This is a genomic window from Geodermatophilus maliterrae (assembly GCF_041018925.1).
Lineage (GTDB): Bacteria > Actinomycetota > Actinomycetes > Mycobacteriales > Geodermatophilaceae > Geodermatophilus > Geodermatophilus maliterrae.
Genome location: NZ_JBFNXQ010000007.1, coordinates 75,312 through 95,550, shown reverse-complemented (window position 1 = coordinate 95,550; position 20,239 = coordinate 75,312). Strand labels below are relative to the sequence as shown.

The following is a 20,239-nucleotide window of genomic DNA, read 5'->3' as shown; positions in this document are numbered from 1 at the left end:
CCATGCCGCCGGGGTCGCCCGTCCCGGCCCCCGTGTCACGGGCCTCAGCGCACCGCGGCGAGCAGGCCGGCGGCCAGCTCCGGGCGGCACACCAGCAGGTCGGGCAGCGACGGGTCGGGCTCGTTGTAGCGCAGCGGGGAGCCGTCCAGCCGCAGCGCGGTCAGCCCCGCGGCCAGGGCGACGGCGACCGGGGCGGCGGAGTCCCACTGGTACATGCCGCCGGCGTGCACGTAGGCGTCGACCTCGCCGCGCACCACGGCCGTCGTCTTCCAGCCGGCCGACCCCAGCGGCACCAGCTCGCCGCCGACCGCCTCCGCCGCCGCGGCGGCCTGGACGGGCGGGCGGGTGCGGCTGACGGCGATCCGCGGCGGCCGGGCCGTGGCCGGCGGCGGCGCGGGCGCGGGGTCGGTGACCAGCACCTCGCCGACGGCGGGCAGTGCCACCGCCGCGGCGGAGAGCGCGCCGCCGGCCCACAGCGCCACGTGGACGGCGAAGTCGGACCGGTCCGTCTCGCCGTACTCGCGGGTGCCGTCGAGCGGGTCGACGATCCACACCCGTCCGGCGGCCAGCCGGCTGCGGTCGTCGGCGGCCTCCTCGCTGAACACGACGTCGTCCGGGCGGTGCGCGGCCAGCACGCCGGTGATGGCCGCCTGCGCCGCGGCGTCCCCCGCGTCGCCCAGGGCGCGGCCGGTCAGCCCGCCGGAGCGCAGCTCCAGCAGCACCTGGGCAGCCGCCCGTGCGGCGGCGGCGGCGACCTCGACGTCCCTCATGCCCCGGTTCCCGAGGGCGCGGTCGCGTCGGTCGGGCGCGACGGCGGGGCGTGCCGGCCGGAGGCGTCGGTGATCTCCGCGAAGTAGGCCGCGCGCAGCTCCTCGCGGGGCAGGACGAACAGGCCGCGCGCCTCGACCAGCGGGGTGTCCGGCGCCGAGGCCGGCGCGATGGTGCCGGTGACGACCGCCTTGCGGCCGGCGTGCTCGGTGACCCGGGCGCGGAGCAGGACCGGGGTGTCCAGCGGCACCGGACGGCGGTAGTCCAGCTCCAGCCGGGCGGTCATGCCCCACAGCCCCGCGCGGATGGCGGCCGCGCCGAGCGCCTGGTCCATCACCAGGCCGCTCATCCCGCCGTGCAGGAACCCCGGCGGGCCCTCGTAGGCCAGACCGAAGGAGGTCCGGGCGATCACGGCGCCGTCCACCCCGTCGGCGGTCGCCGAACGGAAGAGCACCGGTGGGGCCAGCGCGCTGCCCACGCCGCTCACCGGGTTGTAGACGCGCCGGAAGACCACCGGGTCGTCGAGCACCGGCAGCCGGGTGGCCGGGCGGGTGCTCACGGCCAGCCGCTCGCGGGCCGCGCGGACCACGGCGGCGACCTCGTGCAGCTCGGCGGCGGGGACGGTGGTGCGCACCGACGCGTCCACCAGGCCGCGCAGGGCCTCGCCCAGGTCGGCGACGGCCGCCATCAGCTCGGGGTCGTAGGGGGCACCCTCGACATCAGAGGTCACCCGCGGACGGTAGCCCGGAGGGCTGGCGCGGCAGCCCGGTGGGCTGCTGCGGGTGGGCGGTGCCGGCGTCCGGGACGACCGGGCCGGAGCGCGGCAGCCGGACGGTGAAGGTGGCGCCCTGGCCGGGGGCGGTGGTCAGGGCGACGTCGCCGCCGTGCGCGGCCACCAGTGCCGCGACGATCGACAGGCCCAGGCCGGTGCCGCCGGCGACCCGGCTCCGTGACGCGTCGGCCCGGTAGAAGCGCTCGAACACCCGGGTGGCGTCCTCGGGCGGCATGCCGGGGCCCTCGTCGGCCACCCGCAGCACCACCCGGTCGCCGCCGTCGCTGGTGTCCTCGCCGATCGAGACGGTCACCCGGGCCGTGGGCGGGGTGTGCACCAGCGCGTTGGTGACGAGGTTGCCCACCACCTGGCGCAGTCGTGCCTCGTCGCCGAGCACGACCGGCACCTCGGTGAGCGAGTCCTCCAGCGTCAGCCCGATCGGCCGGTCCGGCTGCAGCACCCGCGCGTCGTGGACGGCGTCCTCGGCGACCTCGGCCAGGTCGACCGGGGTCAGCGAGAGCGGCCGCTGCTGGTCGAGGCGGGCCAGCTGCAGCAGGTCCTCGACCAGCACGCCCATCCGCGCGCCCTCACTCTCGATGCGCTGCATCAGCCGCGCGGTCTCCTCGGGGGTGCCGACCGCGCCCTGCCGGTAGAGCTCGGCGAAGCCGCGGATCGAGGTCAGCGGGGTGCGCAGCTCGTGGCTGGCGTCGGCGACGAACCGGCGCATCCGCTCCTCGGAGGCGCGGGCCTGCTCCTCGGAGGCCTGCTGGGCGCGGAACGCGCTCTCGATGCGGCCGAGCATCCCGTTGATGGCCTGCGACAGCCGGCCGACCTCGGTGCGGCCGTCCCCGGTGGGCACCCGCTGCGACAGGTCGCCGGCCGCGATCGCCTGTGCCGTGCGCTCGACGGCGGCCAGCGGGCGCAGGCTGTTGCGCACCAGCCAGTAGCCGGCCAGACCGAGCAGTGCCAGCACGACCAGACCGACGACGACCTCGATGGCGACCAGCCGGCCGATCACCCGGTCGTCGCGGTCGACGTCGTCGCCCACGACGATGACCAGCCCGTTGGCCAGCTCGGCCGCGGTGACCCGCCAGGCGTTGTCGCCGTCGGCCGACTCCACCGTCGTCACCGACACGTCGCCGGGACCGCGCGGGCCGCGGTCCTCGTCGAGGACGTCGGCGACGACCTCGGCATCGACCTCCGGCAGGTCACCGTCCGAGGCAGGTCCGGCGAGCACAGTCGGCTCGTCGTCACCCGGGACGAAGCAGCCGAGGTAAACGCCCGGCCCGGTGAGGCGCTGTTGCGGGTCCCCTCTCCAGCAGGCGCCCAGGATCTGGGGGGCTTGCTGGTACTCGCGCAGCGCACCCTCGAGCTGCTGGTCCTGCTGCTGGGCCAGGTAGCGGTGCAGCAGCGAGGCGGCGGTCACCCCCGTGGCCGTGAGCGCGACTGCGACCAACACCAGCAGCAGCGCGACCAGCGTGATCCGCAGCGGCACCCGCGGCGGGCGGACCCCGCCGCGGGACGGGCCGGTCGCCGTACTCACGCGCCGCGGGGCAGCCGCAGCGTGTAGCCGACTCCGCGGATGGTGTGCAGCAGGCGCGGCTGGGTGGTGTCGACCTTGCGCCGCAGGTAGGAGATGTAGGACTCGACCACGTTGGCCTCGCCGTTGAAGTCGTAGTTCCACACGTGGTCGAGGATCTGCGCCTTCGACAGCACCCGCCCGGCGTTGGCCATGAGGTAGCGCAGCAGCTTGAACTCCGTCGGCGAGAGGCTGACCACCTCGCCGGCCTTGACCACCTCGTGCGACTCCTCGTCGAGCTCGATGTCGGCGAAGGTGAGCCGCGGGCTCTCGGCGGCGCGCTGCTGCCCGGTGCTGCGCCGCAGCACCGCCCGGATCCGCGCCAGCACCTCGTCGAGGCTGAACGGCTTGGTCACGTAGTCGTCGCCGCCCAGGGTGAGGCCGGAGACCTTGTCCTCGGCCGCGTCCCGAGCGGTGAGGAACAGCACCGGCGTGTGCCGGCCGCTCTCGCGCAGCCGCCGGACGACGCCGAAACCGTCCAGCCCCGGCATCATCACGTCGAGCACCAGCAGGTCGGGGCGGAAGGACGAGGCCAGCGTCAGGGCCTGCTGCCCGTCGGACGCCGTCGCGACCTCGAAGCCGGCGTAGCGGAGGCTGGCCGAGAGCAGCTCGCGGATGTTGGGCTCGTCGTCGACCACCAGGAGGCGCGCCTCCGGGGTGGTGCCTCGTGCGCTGCGGGTCCCCGTCACGACCTCTCCCGTGGGACGCCTGGCTGCCGTCGTCATGCCCTGATCGTGGCGTGTCGGGCTGCACCCGTGCTGGACGCCACCTGTGAGGTCCCTGGACGTCGCGGCCCTTCCCTCAGCCGGCGGGGGCCATCGCGCGGCCGCGCCGCCAGTAGCCGATCGCGTGGTGCTGGGCGCGGGACAGGCCCCAACGGCCCCGCAGGTCGGCGCGCACCGCCCGGACGGCCGCGGACTCCGCGGCGACCCAGGCGAACAGGTCCTCGCCACCGGGGCGCTCGAGGGCGGCGACGGCGTCGGCGAGCAGCGTGCTCTCCCCCGGGGGCGTGTCCCCGCGGTGCAGCCAGCGGACCTCGACCCCCGCCGGTGCGGTCAGCGGCTGCTCCTCCTGCGGACCGGCGACCTCGACCAGGGTGAGCCCGCGGGTGGCCGGGCCGGCCGCGGCCAGGATCCGGCTGATCGCCGGGAGCGCGGTCTCGTCGCCGGCCAGGAGCAGCATGCCGGCCGGTCGCTCGCCCAGCGGCCCGCCGCCGGCCACCCCGAGCAGCGCCCCGGGAGCGGCGGCGGCCGCCCAGGCGGCGGCCGGGCCGTCGCCGTGCAGCACGAAGTCGATCTCCACCTCGCCGCGGTCCGGGTCCTGCCGGCGGGCGGTGTAGCTGCGCAGGCTCACCCCGTGCGCCCCGGCCGGCCACACGATCCGACCGTCACGGGCGACGGCCGGCCAGCGCGGGTCGGCGTCGCCCACCCGCGGTACCAGCAGGTTCACCGTGGGTCCGGCCGCCGCGACGGCGTCCGGACCGCCGGACAGCACGACCCGGCGCACCGACGGGGTGACGTCGGCGACCGAGACGACGGTGAGGACGTCGACGGGACGCGGGTCCCCGGGGAGGGAGGCGCCGGCGGCATCGGTCACGCGGCGAGCGTAGGGACCGGCTCCGGCTCGGGCCGACCCGGCCGACCCCGGGGGAATGAGGTCGACCGAGCCGGCGATCGAGGACGGGGCCGGTTACCGTGAGTTACCTCTGCTCGACTCTCAGCAGGAGGTTTCCCCGGCGGCGCCCCATCACCGTGCACGCTACGTGACCACGGGCAGTCCGCCACTGCCCGACTGGGTGATCATGCCTCTCCCCGGAGTGATCTGGGTCGCTCGCGCGCCTGCCGCGTCTCCGGGTCCCTGCCATGTGTGCCCCCTGGGCGGGGCGGGCACCGGGGGAGGACGCGACCCGAGACGACGGAGGACGGATGGCGGACGACCTGAAGAAGGGTGACCACGTCACCTGGAAGAGCCACGGCAGCGAGGCCGAGGGCACGGTCACCAGGAAGATCACCGAGGAGACCGAGGCGGGCGGCCGCAAGGTCAAGGCCAGTCCGGACGAACCGCAGTACGAGGTCGAGAGCGACAAGAGCGGCAAGACCGCGGTGCACAAGCCCTCGGCGCTGCACGAGAAGTAGGAGGCGATCGTGAGCGAGGCCGACGACCAGTTCGCCGGGGCGTCATCGCGCAGCAACAAGCACAGCCCCCGGGTCGACGAGGAGCTCGAGCACGAGATCCAGGGGATGCTCAAGGCTGACCGGTCGACGCGGGCCGAGGAGTGGCGGGAGGTCGAGCCGGTCGCCGAGGGCGAGCCGGACATCCACGCCGACCCTGCCGGCACCCTCGTCGGCGGGACGCCGGTGGGGATGGACCACGACGCCGTCGTGGCCCGCGCGGAGATCGCGCGGTGGCTCGTCCGGGCCGACTTCCCCAGCAACGGTCCCGACCTGGTGGAGGCCGCGATGGACCACCGGGCGCCCGACGCGGTGGTCGACGAGCTGCGGCGACTGCCCGAGGGCGAGACCTACGAGCGGGTGGGCGACGTCGTCCGCGCGCTGGGGTACCCGACCGAGACCTGACCGGCAGGACGAGGAGGGGGCTCAGGAGCCGGTGCGCTCCTGGGCCTCCTCGTCCTCGTCCTCGTTCTCGGCGATCTCCTCGGCCCCGCGCCGGCGGAAGAGCTTGGAGCCCGGGAAACCCTTCACCACCTGCCGCAGGTCCTGCATGGTGTCGACCAGGTCGTGCACGTCGGTCCCGACGCCCTCGAGCGAGGACAGGACGGGGATGACGGTCTGGTCGAGGCTGTCGACCAGGGTCGGCAACCGGTCGACGAGGGTGACCAGGGCCTCGACCTCGTGCGGCTCCAGCGTGTCGGCCAGCCGGTGCACCGTCGGGGCCAGCCGGGCCAGCGGCTCCTCGTAGCGGCCGAGCAGGGGGTCGATCCGCGCGACCAGCCCCTCGGCGCCCTCGATGGCGCCCTCGGCCCGCCCCACCGTCGCCTCCGCTCGCTCCACGGCGCCGTGCGACCGGTCGATCGTCACGCCGACCGCCTCGATCGCGGCGTCGGACCGCTGCTGGGTCCGCTCCACCGCACTGATCGCGGCGTCGGCGCGGGTCTGGGTCTGCGCGACGGCGTCGATGGCGGCGTCGGCGCGGGTCTGGGTCCTCTCGACGGCGTCGATGGCGGCGTCGGCGCGGGTCTGCGTCTGCGCGACGGCGTCGATGGCGGCGTCGGCGCGGGTCTGGGTCTGCGCGACGGCGTCGATGGCGGCGTCGGCCCGGGTCTGCGTCTGCGCGACGGCGCTGATCGCGGCGTCGGCGCGCGTCTGCGTCCCTTCGACGGCGCTGATCGCGTGGTCGGCCCGGGTCTGGGTCGCACCGAGGGCCGAGATGGCGGTGTCGGCCTCCTGCTGCGTCTCGCCGATGGCGCTGATGGCCCGGTCGGCCGACTCGAGGGTGGTGCTCGCCCGGTCCAGCAGGCCGTCGGCGCGGCCGACCACGCCGTCCACCCGCTCGAGCAGGCCGTCCAGCCGGTCGACCGCCGCCGCCAGCCGGGGCACCAGCGCGAGCGCCTCGGCGACCCCGCCGCGCAGGCTCTCGACCGCGGAGAAGACGTCGGACGGACCGGGGATCGACGGCAGCCTCACGGGCCGACGCTACGTCCCGACGCAGCTCACCGCCCATCCGGTGAGCGGACGACCCCCGGACGGGGACCGCGGACGAGGCCGCACCGGCGGGTCCGGCGTCGCGTTCCCGCTCCTGCGACCCGCCAGTCGTATCGTTGTGTGCTGCCGCGCGTGCGGGGCGCAACGGCACGGACACGACGATGGGATGTCGACACCGGTGGGGGACGAGCGCGGGCGGGACGGCCGGGCCGACGGCCACGGCAGGTCGGCCGACCCCGGGCCGATCACCGTCGAGCAGCTGATCGCCCGCTCCGGCAACGCCACCGGCCGCCGCGCGGCCCGCCGCACCGGCGAGGTGCCCATCCCACTCGGCCCCGGCGAGTCCCTGCCCGCCCACCGCGGCCCCCTCCCGCCGGTCCCCGGCGAGCGGCCCACGCCGCCCGCCCTGCACGGCGGCGCCGCCCCGCACGGCGACGCCGCCCCGCGCCGTGGCCTGCCTCCCGTCCCCGGCGGCCTCCAGCGGTCCGAGCCGGCCGCACCACCGGTCGCACCGCCCCTCGCCGGTCCGCTGCACCGCTCGCAGCCGGTACCGCCCCTGCCGAGCGCGCCGGCCGGCGGCGTCCGGCACTCCGGGCCGGTACCGCCGCTGCCGGGCGGTCCGGGCGGCGTCCGGTACTCCGCACCGGTGCCGCCGCTGCCGGGCGGCCGACCGGGAGCGCCGCTGTCGCCGTACCGGTCGGCACCCGTCCCGCCGATCCCCGGCCTGGACGCACCCGCGATGTCCGGCGCCGGCAGCACCCGCCGCCCGGCCCTGGACCGCCGCGTGGCCCGGCGGGCGGCGCGCAGCCCCGGCCGGCGCCGGCTGGTCCGCGCGGCGCTGGCCGTCGCCGCGCTGATCGGCCTGGTCGTCACCTACCACCTGGGGCTCTACGTCCACGTCGACCGCGGCATCGCCCGGGTGGCCGCGCTGGCCCCCGACGGGCCCGAGGTCATCGCCCCGAAGCTGCAGGCGGGGGCGACCACCTACCTCGTCGTCGGCACCGGGCTGCCGGGCGCCACCGGTCCGGCGTCGGTGACCACGCTGCTCGTGCACGTCGCCTCAGGCGGCGACCGAGCCGTCCTGGTCAGCGTGCCGCCGACAGCGCTGGTCGACACCCCCGGCTGCCGCACCGCCGACGGCGCCGAGCGTGAACCGGTCTCCGAGGCCTTCGCCGCCTCGCTCCTGGCCGGCGGACCGGCCTGCACGGTGCGGGCGGTGCAGCAGCTGTCGGGCCTGCGGGTGGACCACTACCTCGCCGTCGACCTCGGCCGGCTGCCGTCGATGGTCGATGCGATCGGCGGGGTGAGCGTCTGCCTGCCCACCACCACCGAGGCCGGCGCCGCTGCCGCGCGCCCCCTGCCCGCGGGCACGTCGGAGCTGACCGGCGCGCAGGCCACGCAGTACCTGGCTCCCGGTGACGCCGGCTCCGACGTCACCGGCGCCGCCGCGGCCGAGCGGGCCCAACTGCTGCTGTCGGCCACGCTGCGCTCGGCGATGACGGCCGGCACGCTGAGCAGGCCCTGGGAGCTCACCCGCTTCTTCACCCGTGCCGCCGACGCAGTCACCGTCGACGAGCAAACCACCCTCGGCGACCTGCGCACCCTCGCCGGCGCCCTCGGCGGCCTCGAGGCCGACGCGGTCCAGCGCGCGACCCTGCCGGTGGCCCAGGTCGGCTACGTGCCGGCCGGCTCCGACCAGGCCCACGTGCTGCTCGACGGCGCCGGTGTCCGGTCGCTTTTCGACACGGTGATCGAGGACAGCGCGGTGCCCGCCGAGCTGGCCGCCCCCGCCGTCGCGGCGGCCACCGCCGCGGCGGACGCGCCGGCCGTCGACCCCGCCGCGGCGACCACCGGCGCGGAGCAGCCCGCGGCCAGCCCCGCCGCCCAGCCGCTCACCGTCACGCCGTCGGGCACCACGGTCGACGTCCTCAACGGCACCGCCACCGCCGGGCTCGCGGCGACCGTGGCCGACCAGCTGCGGCAGCAGGGCTTCGTCGTCGGTGAGGTCGGCAACGAGCGCGGCGTGGTCAACCAGACCGTCGTCCGCCACGGTCCGGGCGTCCTCGAGCAGGCGCGCACCGTCGCCGCCGCCGTCCCCGGCGCGGTGCTGCAGCCCAGCGACGCCATCGGCGACACCGTGCAGCTGGTCCTGGGTCCGGGCTTCTCGAGCGTCGTCCCGGTCCAGGTCGCCGCCCCGGCACCTCCGGCAGCAGCGGCCCCCGCCGCCGACACCCCGGCGGCTGCGGAGACCCCCGCGGCGAGCACGGAGCCCGTCACCTGCACCTGACGTAGGGACCCTCCTGCCCCCACCGTTCGCGAGCTCACGGCGGGCCCCTGCAGGAGGGCCGGCTCAGCTCACCCGAAGCGGCCGGAGATGTAGTCCTCGGTGGCCTTCTGGTCGGGGTTGCTGAAGATCTTCTCGGTCGGGTTGAACTCGATCAGCCGGCCCGGCTGGCCCACCCCGTTGAGGTTGAAGAAGCCGGTGGACTCGCTGACCCGCGCCGCCTGCTGCATGTTGTGCGTGACGATCACGATGGTGAAGCGGTCCTTGAGCTCGGTCATGAGGTCCTCGATCGCCAGGGTGGAGATCGGGTCCAGGGCCGAGCACGGCTCGTCCATGAGCAGGACGTCGGGCTCGACGGCGATGGCGCGGGCGATGCACAGCCGCTGCTGCTGACCGCCGGACAGGCCCGAGCCGGGCCGGCCGAGGCGGTCCTTGACCTCGTTCCACAGGTTGGCGCCGCGCAGGGAGCGCTCGACGACGTCGTCGGCCTCGGACTTGCGCATCCGCTTGTTGTTCAGCCGGTTGCCCGCCAGGACGTTCTCGTAGATCGACATCGTCGGGAACGGGTTGGGCCGCTGGAACACCATGCCGATCTGGCGGCGGACGTCGACCGGGTCGACGTCGGAGCCGTAGAGGTCCTGGCCGTCCATGACGACCTTGCCCTCGACCCGCGCGCCGGGCAGCACCTCGTGCATGCGGTTGATCGAGCGCAGGAAGGTCGACTTCCCGCATCCCGACGGGCCGATCAGCGCGGTGATGCTGCGCGGCTCGATGGCGACGTTGACGCCCTCGACCGCCAGGAAGTCGCCGTAGTAGATGTTGAGGTCCGAGACCTCGATGCGCTTGGCCACGTGCGTGTCCTCCGTGTCAGTCGGTCAGCGACCGGTCGTGGGAGCGAAGAAGCGGCTGATCAGGCGGGCGACGACGTTGAGCGCCATGACCAGGATGATGAGGACCAGCGCCGCCGTCCAGGCCCGGTCGAGGAACGCCTGGGTGTCCGTCCCGGGCTGGGTCAGCTGGTAGTAGGCGAACACCGGCAGGGTCGCCATGCGCCCGTCGAACGGGTCGAGGTTGGTCCCGGTGATCAGGCCGACGGTCACCAGCAGGGGCGCGGTCTCGCCGACGACTCGGGCGACCGCCAGGGTGATGCCGGTGCCCAGCCCGGCGATCGCGGTCGGCAGGACGACCTTGACGATCGTGCGCCACTTCGGGACGCCCAGGGCGTAGCTGGCCTCCCGCAGCTCGTTCGGCACGAGCTTGAGGACCTCCTCGCAGGAGCGGACGACGACCGGGATCATCAGCACCGAGAGCGCCACGGCGCCCATCACGCCGAGCCGGACGTCGTTGCCGAACAGCAGCGTGAACAGCGCGAAGGCGAACAGGCCGGCCACGATCGACGGGATGCCGGTCATGACGTCGACGAAGAAGGTGATGGCCCGCTTGAGCCGGCCGGTGCCGTACTCGACCAGGTAGACGGCCGTCATCAGGCCGATGGGCACCGAGATCACCGTGGCCAGCGCCGTGATGACCAGCGTGCCGAGGATGGCGTGGTAGGCGCCGCCGCCCTCGCCGACCACCCGGAACATCGAGTTGCTGAAGAAGGTGCTGTCGAAGCGCGCCAGGCCGTTGTCGAGCACCGTGTACACCAGCGACACCAGCGGGACCATCGCGATCGCGAAGGCGGTGGTCACCAGGCACGTCACCAGGCGGTCGGCGGCCTTGCGGCTGCCCTCGACGACGCGGGCGGCGACATAGACGGCGACCGTGCCGAGGACCGCGCCGTAGACGACGGTCAGCACGACGCTGAAGCCGGTCAGGGCCGACAGCAGGGCGCCCAGCGCGACCCCGCCGACGTAGAGGGCCGGCACGGCGTAGCGGGGCAGCCCGCGACGGCGGCGCACCGGGCCGTTCGGTGTGGTCGCGGCGGGGGCCGGGGCCTGGGTGTCGGTGCTCATCAGTTGGCTCCGGAGAAGTCGGCCCGGCGGTCGACGATCCAGCGGGCGAGCATGTTGACCGCGAGCGTGATGACGAACAGCACCAGGCCGCTGGCGATCAGCGTGTTGACCCCCAGGCCGGTGGCCTCGGGGAACCGCAGCGCGATGTTCGACGCGATCGTCGAGGGGTTGGAGTTGCCGATCAGGTTGAGCGTGGCCCCGGCGCCGCCCGACAGCACGATCGCGACCGCCATGGTCTCGCCGAGCGCGCGACCCAGTCCCAGCATCGCGCCGCCGATGACGCCGGACTTGCCGTAGGGGAGCACCGCCATCTTGATCATCTCCCAGCGGGTCGCGCCGAGCGCGAGCGCCGCCTCGCGGTGCAGTGCCGGCGCCTGGCTGAAGACCTCGCGGGAGATGGCCGAGATGATCGGCAGGATCATCACCGCGAGCACCAGGCCGACGGTGAACATCGTGCGGCCGCTCGTGGAGGCGGGGCCGGCGAAGAACGGGATGAAGCCGAGGGTGTCGGCCGCCCACACGTGGAAGGGCACGAGCGCCGGCGCCAGGACCGCCAGGCCCCAGAAGCCGTAGACGACGCTGGGGATGGCCGCCAGCAGGTCGATGACGTAGCTCATGCCGGCCGCGACCCGCCGCGGGGCGTAGTAGGTGGTGTAGAGCGCGATCGCGACGGCGAGGGGCGTGGCGACCAGCAGCGCGAGCACCGCGCCGAGCAGGGTGCCCAGGACGAGGGGGCCGACGTAGCTGCCGAGTCCCTCGCCGCCGGGGACGTCCTCCGCCGGGGCGGTGAGCGCCGGGATCGCCTCGCTGACGAGGAAGGCCGCCACGCCGGCGAGGACCAGCAGGATGAAGACGCCGGAGCCCTTGGCGGTGCCGGCGAAGATGCGGTCGCCCGGCCGGCGGACGGCCCGCTGCGGCCTGGGCTCGGACGGGGCCTTCGTGGCGGTCACCGCTGCTCCGTGGGGTCGATCAGGTGGGTGTCGGGTGCCCGTCTCGGGCGGTGCGGTGGGCCCAGGGCGTCGTCCGGCGCCCCGGGCCACCACCGGTCGGTGCGCGTCAGCCGGCGTTGATGGCGTCGACCGCGGTCTGGGCCTGCTCGCGCAGCGTGTCCGATATCGGGGCGTTGCCGGCGTTGTCGGCGGCGGCCTGCTGGCCGTCCTCGCTCACCACGTACTGCATGAAGGCCTTGACGTTGTCCGCGGCCGCCTGGTCGTCGTAGGTGACGCAGCCGACGTGGTAGCTGACCAGGACGACCGGGTACTCGCCCGAGCCCTCCGTCAGCCGGTTGACCTCGACGGCGAAGTCGTACTCACCGCGGCCCTCGACGGCCGGGCTGTTCTCGACGACGGCCGCCGCGGACTCCGGGGTCGGGGCCACGAACTCGTCACCGACGGCCACGTTGGCCACACCGAGGTCGCCGGCCCGGCTGGCGTCCGCGTACGTGATCGCGCCGGCCGTGCTCTCCACCACGCCGACGACACCCGAGGTGCCGTTGGCCGCCTCGCCGCCCGGCAGCGGCCACACGCCGTCGGGCTCGGAGGTCCACACGTCACCGGCGGCCTGGAACAGGTAGTCGGTGAAGTTGTCCGTCGTGCCCGAGTCGTCGGCGCGGTGCACCGGGGTGATGGCCTGGTCGGGCAGCGTCGCGTCCGGGTTGTCCGCGGCGATGGCCGGGTCGTTCCAGTTGGTGATCTGGCCGGTGAAGATGCCGGCGATCGTGGCGGGCCGCAGGTTCAGCTCGTCGACGCCCTCGAGGTTGTAGATGACCGCGATCGGCGAGATGTAGTTCGGCAGCTCGAAGACCTCACCGCCGGCGCAGCGCTCCTGCGCCGAGGCCAGCTCCTCCTCGTCCAGCGCGGCGTCGGAGCCGGCGAAGTCCGTGGCGCCGGCGATGAACTGCTCGCGGCCACCGCCCGAGCCGACCGGGTCGTACGAGAAGTCCACGTCCGGGTACTCGCCCTGGAAGCCGGCCTGCCAGGCCTCCATGGCCGCCTGCTGGCTGCTCGCGCCGGCGCCGACGAGGTCACCGCTGAGCTGCTGGGCGCTCTCGCCGCTGCCGCTGCCGCCCCCGGAGGAGGACTCGGACTCGTTGGCGGCACCACACGCGGCGAGCGCGAGGGTGCTGGCCAGCGCCGTGGAGAGGACGGCGGCGCGCGACGTGGTGCTGAGCTTCAACCCAGTGCCTTTCGAGAGAGGAGACCCGGACCTCGATGCCGGGCACAGCAGGACCGACGAGAGGGACGGTAGGCAGCGCAGGTGGCCGGTCCCGGTTCGCTCGGTGAACGACCGGTGAACGGCCGCGGAGCCTTTGCCGACCGGGTGAGAACGTCGTCACAACCGATCGGTGAACGACCGCGTGTCAGGTGGCGGACCGGCCCCTGCCGGGTCCCGCCGCGAGCAGGCGACGTGCTGGAACGGCCCTCCCGCAGGGACCCCGGCCCCGTCCAGGGCACCGCCCCGAGCTTGCGAGGGGTGGGGAGGACGGGGTCCTTCTGCTGCGAGGCGTGGGGGACAGGAAGGTCCTCCCTAGGGGACGCGCCGCCACGAGACGTCGACGGCGTGCCGGCCGAATCCCCGGCCCTCGTAGAGGCGCACCGCGGCGGCGTTGTCCTCCTCCACGTAGAGGAGCACCTCCTCCAGCCCGCGGCCGCGCAGGTGCGCCAGACCGAGGTCGGTGAGCGCGCGGCCCAGGCCCAGTCCCTGCGCGGTGGGGTCGACGCCGAGGACGTACACCTCGCCGACGGCGTCCGGGCCGGCGTCGCCGGGCGGGTGCACCTTGGTCCAGTGCGACCCGAGCAGGGTGCCACCCGCGTCCGGGTCTCCGCGCCAGGCCAGCAGGAAGCCGGCCGGGTCGAACCAGGGCTCGGCCTCGCGCAGGTGCAGGTCCTCCGGTGTCCACGCGCCCTGCTCGGGGTGGGTGGCGAAGGCCCGCGCGTTGACCCGCAGCCACGCCTCGTCGTCCCGGCCGGGCCGGAAGGCGGACACGTGCACGTCGTCGGGCAGTGCCGGACGGGGGTCGAGGTCGTCGTCGGTGAGGGGCCGGCGCATCTGCAGCAGGACGCGTGCGCGGGTGTAGGCGCGGGCGGTGGCCAGCGCGGTCGCGGCCGGCAGGTCGCCGTGCGCCCACACGCGCAGCGGCCGGCCGGCGGCCAGCTCCTCGAGCCGGGTGAGCAGCGCCGCGCCGACCCCACGGCCGCGGGCCTCGGGGGCGACGACGAGCTCGGCCTCGGCGTCGTCGGCGGACCCGGGCGCGCCCAGCTCGAGGCGCGCGTAGCCGGTCAGCACGCCGTCCTCGGTGGTGGCGACGACGTCCTGGCCGCCGTGCGGCCCGCCGTGCTGCAGGCGCAGCTCGGCCTCCTCCGACAGCGGCCGGACGCCGTCGGCCGCGGCCGCGGCACGCAGCAGCGCGAGGACGGCCGCGGTGTCGGCGGGGTCGAGCCGCCCGGGGTCGCGGACGGTGGGCGCGCTCAGAGCAGGGGGGCGGTGCTGCGGGCGGGGCCGGCGACGGCCTCGTCCGCCTGCTCCGCCTCGGCGCGCGCCGCGGCGGCGGTGGCGTCGGCGACCTGCTGGTCGAGCTTGTAGCCGACGTTGCGCACGGTGCCGATGAGCGCCTCGTGCTCGGTGCCGAGCTTGGCGCGCAGGCGGCGGACGTGGACGTCGACGGTGCGGGTGCCGCCGAAGTAGTCGTAGCCCCAGATCTCCTGCAGCAGCTGGGCGCGGGAGAAGACGCGGCCCGGGTGCTGGGCGAGGTACTTGAGGAGCTCGAACTCCTTGTACGTCAGGTCCAGCGGGCGGCCGCGCAGCTTGGCCGAGTAGCTGTGCTCGTCGATGACCAGCTCACCGGCCTGCGTGAGACCGCCGTCGGCGCCGTCGGCCGGGGTGGTGGCCGCGAGCCGGCGGGCGGTGGCCCAGCGCAGGCGCGCGTCGACCTCGGCGGGACCCGCGGTGTCGAGCAGGACGTCGTCGACGCCCCAGTCGGCCGACAGGGCGACCAGCCCGCCCTCGGAGAGGACGGCGACCAGCGCCGAGGCCACCCCGGTGGAGCTCAGCAGACCGCACAGCGTGCGGGACTGGACGAGGTCGTGGCGGGCGTCGACGAGGACCACGTCCCCGGAGTCGCCGTCGAGCAGGCTGGACAGCTCGGGGGCCACCACGCGCACCTGGTGGCCGAGCAGGCCCAGGGCGGGCAGCACCTCGGTGGTCGCCTGACGCGCCGCGGTCATGAGCACGAGTCGCATGTCGTCTCCTCGGGGAGGGCATCGACGGCGCTGTCGAACCGAGACTGCAGGATAGCCGACGGGCTCCGGGCCCCCGACGCGACGACCCGTCACGACTGGAGAACGGTCCGTGGCGGGTGCGGGGCGCGCCCACCGCTGCGCTCGTCGGGCGCCACGAGCGGGGGGCGTCTGCGACGATCAGGTCACAGCGGGACCCGCGGCGCCGCGCGCGGGGCCGCCGGTCCGGCGAGGAGGGTGCGTGACGACGGCGCTGGACGACCCGGCCGGCACCCGGGCCCTCCACCTGGGCTCGGCCCTCGCCGTCGCGGTCGCCACGGCGCTGCTGGTCCTCGCGCAGGGCCTGCTCGGGGAGCGCGGCGGGCCGGCCGCGGTGTTCCTCCTGCAGGTCACGCTGGCCGCCGGGTGGGTCCTGGCGACCGCCCCGCCCGGTGCACTCGGGGTCGTCGTCCTGGCCCTGGCGGCCGCCGTCGGCGCCGACCTGCTCGTCGCCCTCGCCGATCGGCCCGGCCCCGGGGTGCTGCTCGCCGTCGCCGGTCCGGCCCTGCTCGCCGCCGTGCTGCACCAGATGCTGCGCCGGCCCCCGCGGCGTGACGTCGTGGGCTCCCTCGGCAGCACGGCGCTGCTGGTGGCGGCCACCTGCGCGCTGGCCCTGCTCCTGCTGCCCGAGGTCGCCGGGGAGACCGGGGATGCGGCCGGCTCGCCGCTGCTCGTGGTGGGCGCGGCCCTGGCGGCCGGCCACGTGGTCGACGCCGTGCTGCCCCGTCCCGAGGTCGCGGACGGGGTCGCCCGCGGCGTGCCGGGACTGCTGGTGGCCCTGGCCGCCGGTGCCGCCGTCGCACTGCTGGACAGCGGCGCCGGCGACCTGGTCGACGTCCTCTCCGGGATCACCACCGGCCTGGCGCTCGGGCTGGCCGCCGCGCTGGCGGGGCTGGTCACCTCCTTCGCCCTGACCGACGCCCTGACCGGCCCGGACGCCGACGCGGACGGCGCCCGGCCCGCCGCCGGGGTGCTCGTGGCGGCGGTGCTGCCGCTGGCCTTGTGCGCGCCGGTCCTGCTCGCGTTCGCCGTCGCCTGACCGTGCGCGCGCTCCTGGCGGTCCTCGTCGCCCTCGTCGTCGTCCTCGGCGGGGTCGCGCTGGTGGCCGACCCGGTCGCCGAGGGGATCGCCGAGGACCGGGTGGCCGCGGCGCTGCAGGACGCGGGGGCCCTCGCCGGTGCCCCGGAGGTCGACGTCACCGGCTGGCCGTTCCTCACCCAGGCGGTGGCCGGCACCTACGACGAGGTGCGCGTCGGGCTGACCGCCGCGGACCTCGGCCAGCCCGAGGGCACCCGCGCCGACGTCACGCTGCGCGGCGTGCACGTGCCGCTGTCGGACGCGCTGTCCGGCTCGGTGCGGGAGGTGCCGGTCGACCGCGTCGACGGGACGGCGACGCTGTCCTACGCGCTGCTGTCGCGCGAGCTCGGCGCCGACACGACCCTCGAGCGGGCCGGCGACGGGCTGCGGGTCACCCGCACCGTCGAGGTGCTCGGTTACACCGTGCCGCTCACCGCGGTCGGCGACGTCCTCCTCGACGGCGACGACCTGCTCGTCGAGGTCGAGGAGGCCGAGGCCGCCGGCGTCGGCGCGCCGGACTTCGTCGTCGACCGGGCCGTCGGGCTGCTGGACCTGCGCTACCCGGTCCGGCTGCCGTTCGGCCTGCAGCTGACCGGCGTCACCCCCGCCGACGACGGCGTCGACGTCGCGGTCGAGGCCACGGACACGGTGCTCCGCGCGTCGTGAGGCGGGAATGTGCTGCGTCCCGGCCCGGTTGGGGCCGGGGATGAGCGGGACCGGACTGCTGGTGCTCGCCGCGGCGCTCGCGCTCACCGCCGTGGCGGCCTGGTGGCTGCACACCCGCGACGGGCGGCTGCGTGCCGCGGCCGACGGTGCGGAGGAGGACGGCGTGCGACCCACCGCGGTGCTCGAGCAGCTCGGCGTGCGGCCCGGCGACGCCGATCTGACCGTCGTCCAGTTCTCCACCGCCTTCTGCGGGCCGTGCCGCACCACCCGCGCCCGGCTGCAGCACCTGCAGGACACCCGGCCGGGCCTGGCCTACGTGCACGTCGACGCCGAGAGCCACCTCGACGCCGTCCGCGAGCTCGACGTCCGGCGCACCCCGACGCTGTTCTACCTCGACCGGCAGGGGCGGCTGCTCGGCCGCAGCAGCGGCGCGCCCCGCCCGGAGGATCTCAGCGCCCTGGTCGACGCGCACACGGGACCCCGGTCGTGATCGGCTACCCTCGCCGCGTGGGCACCCTGCTGACCTCGCGCCGCACAGTGGACCTGTGCCGCGTCGGCAGCTGCCTGTGTCGCGCCTCCTGAGGGCGGCCCCGCTCCGCCCAGACGTGCCCCCACCGCCGTCCGGAGAGCCCATCTGATGCCCGACAGTCCCGCGCGCACGGTCGACGTGCGCGGCCCCCGCTTCGCCGCGTGGGTGACCAGCGCCGTCCTCGCCGTCGTCCTGCTGACCGCGAGCGGCCTGCTCGCCGCGGCGCAGGCCGCCGTCTTCGCCGTCGGTGCCGCCGCCGGCCTGCGGTACGCGCCCTACGCGGTGCTCTTCCGCAGCCTGGTCGCGCCGCGGCTGGGCCCGGCGCGCGAGCGCGAGCCGGAGGCGCCGGTGCGCTTCGCCCAGCTCGTGGGTCTCGTCTTCGCCGTCGTGGGCGCCGCCGGGTACCTCTCCGGGGCGCCGCTGGTCGGCGCCGTCGCGACCGGCCTCGCGCTGGTGGCGGCCCTGCTCAACGCGGCCACCGGCTTCTGCCTCGGCTGCGAGCTCTACCTCACCGTCCGGCGGGCCCGTCCGGCCCGCACCGCCTGACCGTCCGCACACCCACCACAGGGAGGAACACCCCCCATGAGCCGCAACGACGTGCTCGTCACCGCCGACTGGGTCCAGGAGCACCTCGGCGACCCCGGCCTGGTCTTCGTCGAGGTCGACGAGGACACCAGCGCCTACGACGGCGGCCACCTCGAGGGTGCCGTCAAGCTGGACTGGAAGAAGGACCTGCAGGACCCGCTGCGCCGCGACTTCGTCGACAAGAGCGCCTTCGAGGCCCTGCTGTCCTCCCGCGGGATCAGCAACGACGACACCGTGATCCTCTACGGCGGCAACAACAACTGGTTCGCCGCCTACGCCTACTGGTACTTCAAGCTCTACGGCCACCGGGACGTCAAGCTGATGGACGGCGGCCGCAAGAAGTGGGAGCTCGACGGCCGCCCGCTGTCCAAGGACGCCGTGGAGCGCCCGGCCACGCAGTACACGGCCCAGGACCCCGACCTGTCGATCCGCGCCTTCCGCGACGAGGTCGTCGCCTCGATCGGGTCGAAGAACCTCATCGACGTCCGCTCGCCCGACGAGTTCTCCGGCAAGATCCTCGCCCCGGCGCACCTGCCGCAGGAGATGGCGCAGAAGGGCGGGCACGTCCCCACCGCCAAGAACATCCCGTGGAGCAAGGCGGCCAACGAGGACGGCACGTTCAAGAGCGACGAGCAGCTCGAGGCGCTCTACGCCGAGCAGGGCTTCGACGACAGCAAGCCGACCATCGCCTACTGCCGGATCGGCGAGCGCTCGAGCCACACCTGGTTCGTGCTGCGCGAGCTGCTCGGCAAGACCGACGTCAAGAACTACGACGGCAGCTGGGTCGAGTACGGCTCGCTGGTCGGCGTCCCGATCGAGAAGTGAGCTGACATGTGCGGAGCCCCGAAGCAGGGTGGTGGCCTGGCCGGCATCGACCTGGACACCCAGACGGTGATCCAGGGCCAGGTGTGGCACGACGGCGCCCCGGTCGCCGGTGCCTACGTGCGGCTGCTCGACGCCACCGACGAGTTCACCGCCGAGGTGGTCACCAGCCCCGAGGGCGAGTTCCGCTTCTTCGCCGCCCCCGGCGCGTGGAAGCTGCGCTCGCTGGCCCCCGCCGGCCGCGGTGAGCGGGTCGTGTCGGCCGACGTCGGCCTGAACGAGACCACGGTCGTCCTCGACTGACGAAGGCCCCCCTGCCCCACCGCCCGCAGGCTCGCGGCGGGACCCTGCAGGGGGCCACACGGCCGACGCCGGGCACCACCCGGTCGAGCAGCGTGTCACGCAGCCCCCGCCCGTCGGCTGTCGATGGCGCCGTCCTCCTCCGCCGTCCCGGGCCGTGTGCCCGGCCGTCCAGCCTGGCTCACCCGTCGGCCGGCGCCCGGTGGCGGGCGTGCCAGGCCACGGCGGCCAACCCCGCGGCGACCGCCATCACCGCGCCACCCGCGGTCGCGCCGGCGAAGCCGGCCTCGAGCAGCCCGGGCGCCCGGAGCGCCGCCGCGACCCCGACGACGGCTCCCAGGGCCAGCAGCCCGCCCCACACGACCCAGGCGGTGCCGTGCAGGTCGTCGGTCCGGGACGGCGTCCGGCGCCACCAGCGCAGCAGCCAGCCGGCGAGCACCACCGCGCCGGCCAGCGTGCTCGCGTGCTGGGCGACGTCGTAGCCGTACCAGTCCTCACCGAGGGCGCTGCCCACCGGCGCGGTCAGGGCGGGGACGTGCCGGGTGCCCCAGCCCCACCAGTGGGTGAACTGGTCCCACCCGACGTGCGTGGCCGCACCGACGGCCAGGGCGGTGAGGACGCCGGCGACCGCCCGCACCGAGGACAGCCGGGCCCGGAGCCCGGCCGGTGGCCGGACCCGCCGGCGCAGCCCGGCCGGGGCCGCGGCGCGTGCCGGGGCGGCGAGCAGGCCGTGCCAGAGCGCCCACGCCGCGGCGCCGAGGACGACGTCGACGGTGACGATCCCCAGGGCGCCGTGCGTCGGCCAGTCCGGGCGGCCGGGCAGGTAGAAGGGCAGGTCCGGCGCCAGGCTGCCGGCCACCAGCGCCGAGGCCGGGAGCCCGGTGCGCAGGAACGGCAGCACCGCCGCGGGGTGGCTCCCGGTGAACGGCACGGCTCCATCCTGCCCGGCGCGGCGGGTCCGGCAGC

At 75.6% G+C, this 20,239-nt stretch carries 22 protein-coding genes; 9 read left to right on the top strand and 13 right to left on the bottom strand.

Annotated elements, in window-relative coordinates; genetic code table 11:
* Positions 1-44: 44 nt before the first annotated feature.
* The 5 genes from ABQ292_RS04280 to ABQ292_RS04260 all read right to left on the bottom strand — a co-directional run bounded on the left by ABQ292_RS04280 (position 45) and on the right by ABQ292_RS04260 (position 4,715).
* Entirely contained in the window at positions 45-770 is a 726-nt protein-coding gene (locus tag ABQ292_RS04280; RefSeq protein WP_369203570.1) for an inositol monophosphatase family protein, read from the bottom strand.
* Positions 767-1,498, bottom strand: coding sequence for a PaaI family thioesterase (locus tag ABQ292_RS04275; RefSeq protein WP_369203568.1), 732 nt, complete (start codon positions 1,496-1,498; stop codon positions 767-769). Before ABQ292_RS04275 ends, ABQ292_RS04280 begins: the two co-directional genes overlap by 4 nt.
* Complete coding sequence (locus tag ABQ292_RS04270) at positions 1,488-3,083, bottom strand: sensor histidine kinase (RefSeq protein ID WP_369203566.1); 1,596 nt, start codon at positions 3,081-3,083, stop codon at positions 1,488-1,490. Before ABQ292_RS04270 ends, ABQ292_RS04275 begins: the two co-directional genes overlap by 11 nt.
* Complete coding sequence (locus ABQ292_RS04265; protein WP_369203564.1) at positions 3,080-3,808, bottom strand: response regulator transcription factor; 729 nt, start codon at positions 3,806-3,808, stop codon at positions 3,080-3,082. Before ABQ292_RS04265 ends, ABQ292_RS04270 begins: the two co-directional genes overlap by 4 nt.
* Before the next feature lie 112 nt (positions 3,809-3,920).
* The gene (locus ABQ292_RS04260; protein ID WP_369203562.1) at positions 3,921-4,715 is read right to left on the bottom strand and encodes a siderophore-interacting protein; all 795 of its coding nucleotides are present in this window, start codon (positions 4,713-4,715) and stop codon (positions 3,921-3,923) included.
* Between the two features lie 329 nt (positions 4,716-5,044).
* On the opposite strand from ABQ292_RS04260, the gene ABQ292_RS04255 reads away from it, so the two are divergent.
* Together ABQ292_RS04255 and ABQ292_RS04250 are read left to right on the top strand one after the other, a co-directional pair.
* A complete protein-coding gene (locus ABQ292_RS04255) occupies positions 5,045-5,254 on the top strand; it encodes a hypervirulence associated TUDOR domain-containing protein (protein WP_369203560.1) in 210 nt (69 codons plus the stop codon).
* A 9-nt stretch (positions 5,255-5,263) separates the two neighbouring features.
* Positions 5,264-5,695 carry a DUF2795 domain-containing protein gene (locus tag ABQ292_RS04250; RefSeq protein ID WP_369203558.1) on the top strand — a complete coding sequence of 144 codons (432 nt, stop codon included), beginning with the start codon at positions 5,264-5,266 and terminating at the stop codon, positions 5,693-5,695.
* Positions 5,696-5,716: 21 nt separating this feature from the next.
* Here ABQ292_RS04250 and ABQ292_RS04245 read toward each other — a convergent pair whose 3' ends face one another.
* The gene (locus ABQ292_RS04245) at positions 5,717-6,763 is read right to left on the bottom strand and encodes a coiled-coil domain-containing protein (RefSeq protein ID WP_369203556.1); all 1,047 of its coding nucleotides are present in this window, start codon (positions 6,761-6,763) and stop codon (positions 5,717-5,719) included.
* A gap of 184 nt (positions 6,764-6,947) precedes the next feature.
* Between ABQ292_RS04245 and ABQ292_RS04240 the strand changes: the two genes are divergently transcribed.
* Positions 6,948-9,068 carry an LCP family protein gene (locus ABQ292_RS04240; RefSeq protein WP_369203553.1) on the top strand — a complete coding sequence of 707 codons (2,121 nt, stop codon included), beginning with the start codon at positions 6,948-6,950 and terminating at the stop codon, positions 9,066-9,068.
* 68 nt (positions 9,069-9,136) lie between these two features.
* On the opposite strand, the gene pstB is transcribed toward ABQ292_RS04240, so the two are convergent.
* The 6 genes from pstB to ABQ292_RS04210 form a co-directional block, all read right to left on the bottom strand.
* Positions 9,137-9,916 carry a phosphate ABC transporter ATP-binding protein PstB gene (gene pstB / locus ABQ292_RS04235; RefSeq protein ID WP_369203551.1) on the bottom strand — a complete coding sequence of 260 codons (780 nt, stop codon included), beginning with the start codon at positions 9,914-9,916 and terminating at the stop codon, positions 9,137-9,139.
* A gap of 24 nt (positions 9,917-9,940) precedes the next feature.
* Positions 9,941-11,020: a phosphate ABC transporter permease PstA gene (pstA, locus tag ABQ292_RS04230; RefSeq protein ID WP_369203549.1), complete on the bottom strand. Its 1,080-nt coding sequence runs from the start codon at positions 11,018-11,020 to the stop codon at positions 9,941-9,943.
* Positions 11,020-11,970 carry a phosphate ABC transporter permease subunit PstC gene (gene pstC / locus ABQ292_RS04225; protein ID WP_369203547.1) on the bottom strand — a complete coding sequence of 317 codons (951 nt, stop codon included), beginning with the start codon at positions 11,968-11,970 and terminating at the stop codon, positions 11,020-11,022. The genes pstA and pstC overlap by 1 nt, the downstream gene beginning before the upstream one ends.
* A gap of 106 nt (positions 11,971-12,076) precedes the next feature.
* The gene (gene pstS, locus ABQ292_RS04220) at positions 12,077-13,195 is read right to left on the bottom strand and encodes a phosphate ABC transporter substrate-binding protein PstS (RefSeq protein WP_369203545.1); all 1,119 of its coding nucleotides are present in this window, start codon (positions 13,193-13,195) and stop codon (positions 12,077-12,079) included.
* A 351-nt stretch (positions 13,196-13,546) separates the two neighbouring features.
* Entirely contained in the window at positions 13,547-14,491 is a 945-nt protein-coding gene (gene mshD / locus ABQ292_RS04215) for a mycothiol synthase (RefSeq protein WP_369203596.1), read from the bottom strand.
* On the bottom strand, positions 14,488-15,258 hold the full coding sequence (locus ABQ292_RS04210) for a winged helix-turn-helix domain-containing protein (RefSeq protein WP_369203543.1): 771 nt from the start codon (positions 15,256-15,258) through the stop codon (positions 14,488-14,490). Before ABQ292_RS04210 ends, mshD begins: the two co-directional genes overlap by 4 nt.
* Before the next feature lie 238 nt (positions 15,259-15,496).
* Here ABQ292_RS04210 and ABQ292_RS04205 point away from each other — a divergent pair, with 238 nt between their 5' ends.
* From ABQ292_RS04205 to ABQ292_RS04180, 6 genes are all read left to right on the top strand, one after another.
* Complete coding sequence (locus tag ABQ292_RS04205) at positions 15,497-16,333, top strand: hypothetical protein (protein ID WP_369203540.1); 837 nt, start codon at positions 15,497-15,499, stop codon at positions 16,331-16,333.
* A 2-nt stretch (positions 16,334-16,335) separates the two neighbouring features.
* A complete protein-coding gene (locus ABQ292_RS04200) occupies positions 16,336-17,037 on the top strand; it encodes an LmeA family phospholipid-binding protein (RefSeq protein WP_369203538.1) in 702 nt (233 codons plus the stop codon).
* A gap of 40 nt (positions 17,038-17,077) precedes the next feature.
* Positions 17,078-17,527, top strand: coding sequence for a TlpA family protein disulfide reductase (locus ABQ292_RS04195; RefSeq protein ID WP_369203536.1), 450 nt, complete (start codon positions 17,078-17,080; stop codon positions 17,525-17,527).
* A 147-nt stretch (positions 17,528-17,674) separates the two neighbouring features.
* The gene (locus tag ABQ292_RS04190) at positions 17,675-18,112 is read left to right on the top strand and encodes a DUF4395 domain-containing protein (RefSeq protein WP_369203534.1); all 438 of its coding nucleotides are present in this window, start codon (positions 17,675-17,677) and stop codon (positions 18,110-18,112) included.
* A gap of 36 nt (positions 18,113-18,148) precedes the next feature.
* Entirely contained in the window at positions 18,149-18,976 is an 828-nt protein-coding gene (locus tag ABQ292_RS04185; RefSeq protein ID WP_369203532.1) for a sulfurtransferase, read from the top strand.
* Between the two features lie 6 nt (positions 18,977-18,982).
* Complete coding sequence (locus ABQ292_RS04180) at positions 18,983-19,276, top strand: DUF1416 domain-containing protein (protein ID WP_369203530.1); 294 nt, start codon at positions 18,983-18,985, stop codon at positions 19,274-19,276.
* A 178-nt stretch (positions 19,277-19,454) separates the two neighbouring features.
* Here the strand turns inward: ABQ292_RS04180 and ABQ292_RS04175 are convergent, their stop codons facing one another.
* Complete coding sequence (locus ABQ292_RS04175) at positions 19,455-20,204, bottom strand: DUF4184 family protein (RefSeq protein ID WP_369203528.1); 750 nt, start codon at positions 20,202-20,204, stop codon at positions 19,455-19,457.
* Between the last annotated feature and the right edge of the window lie 35 nt (positions 20,205-20,239).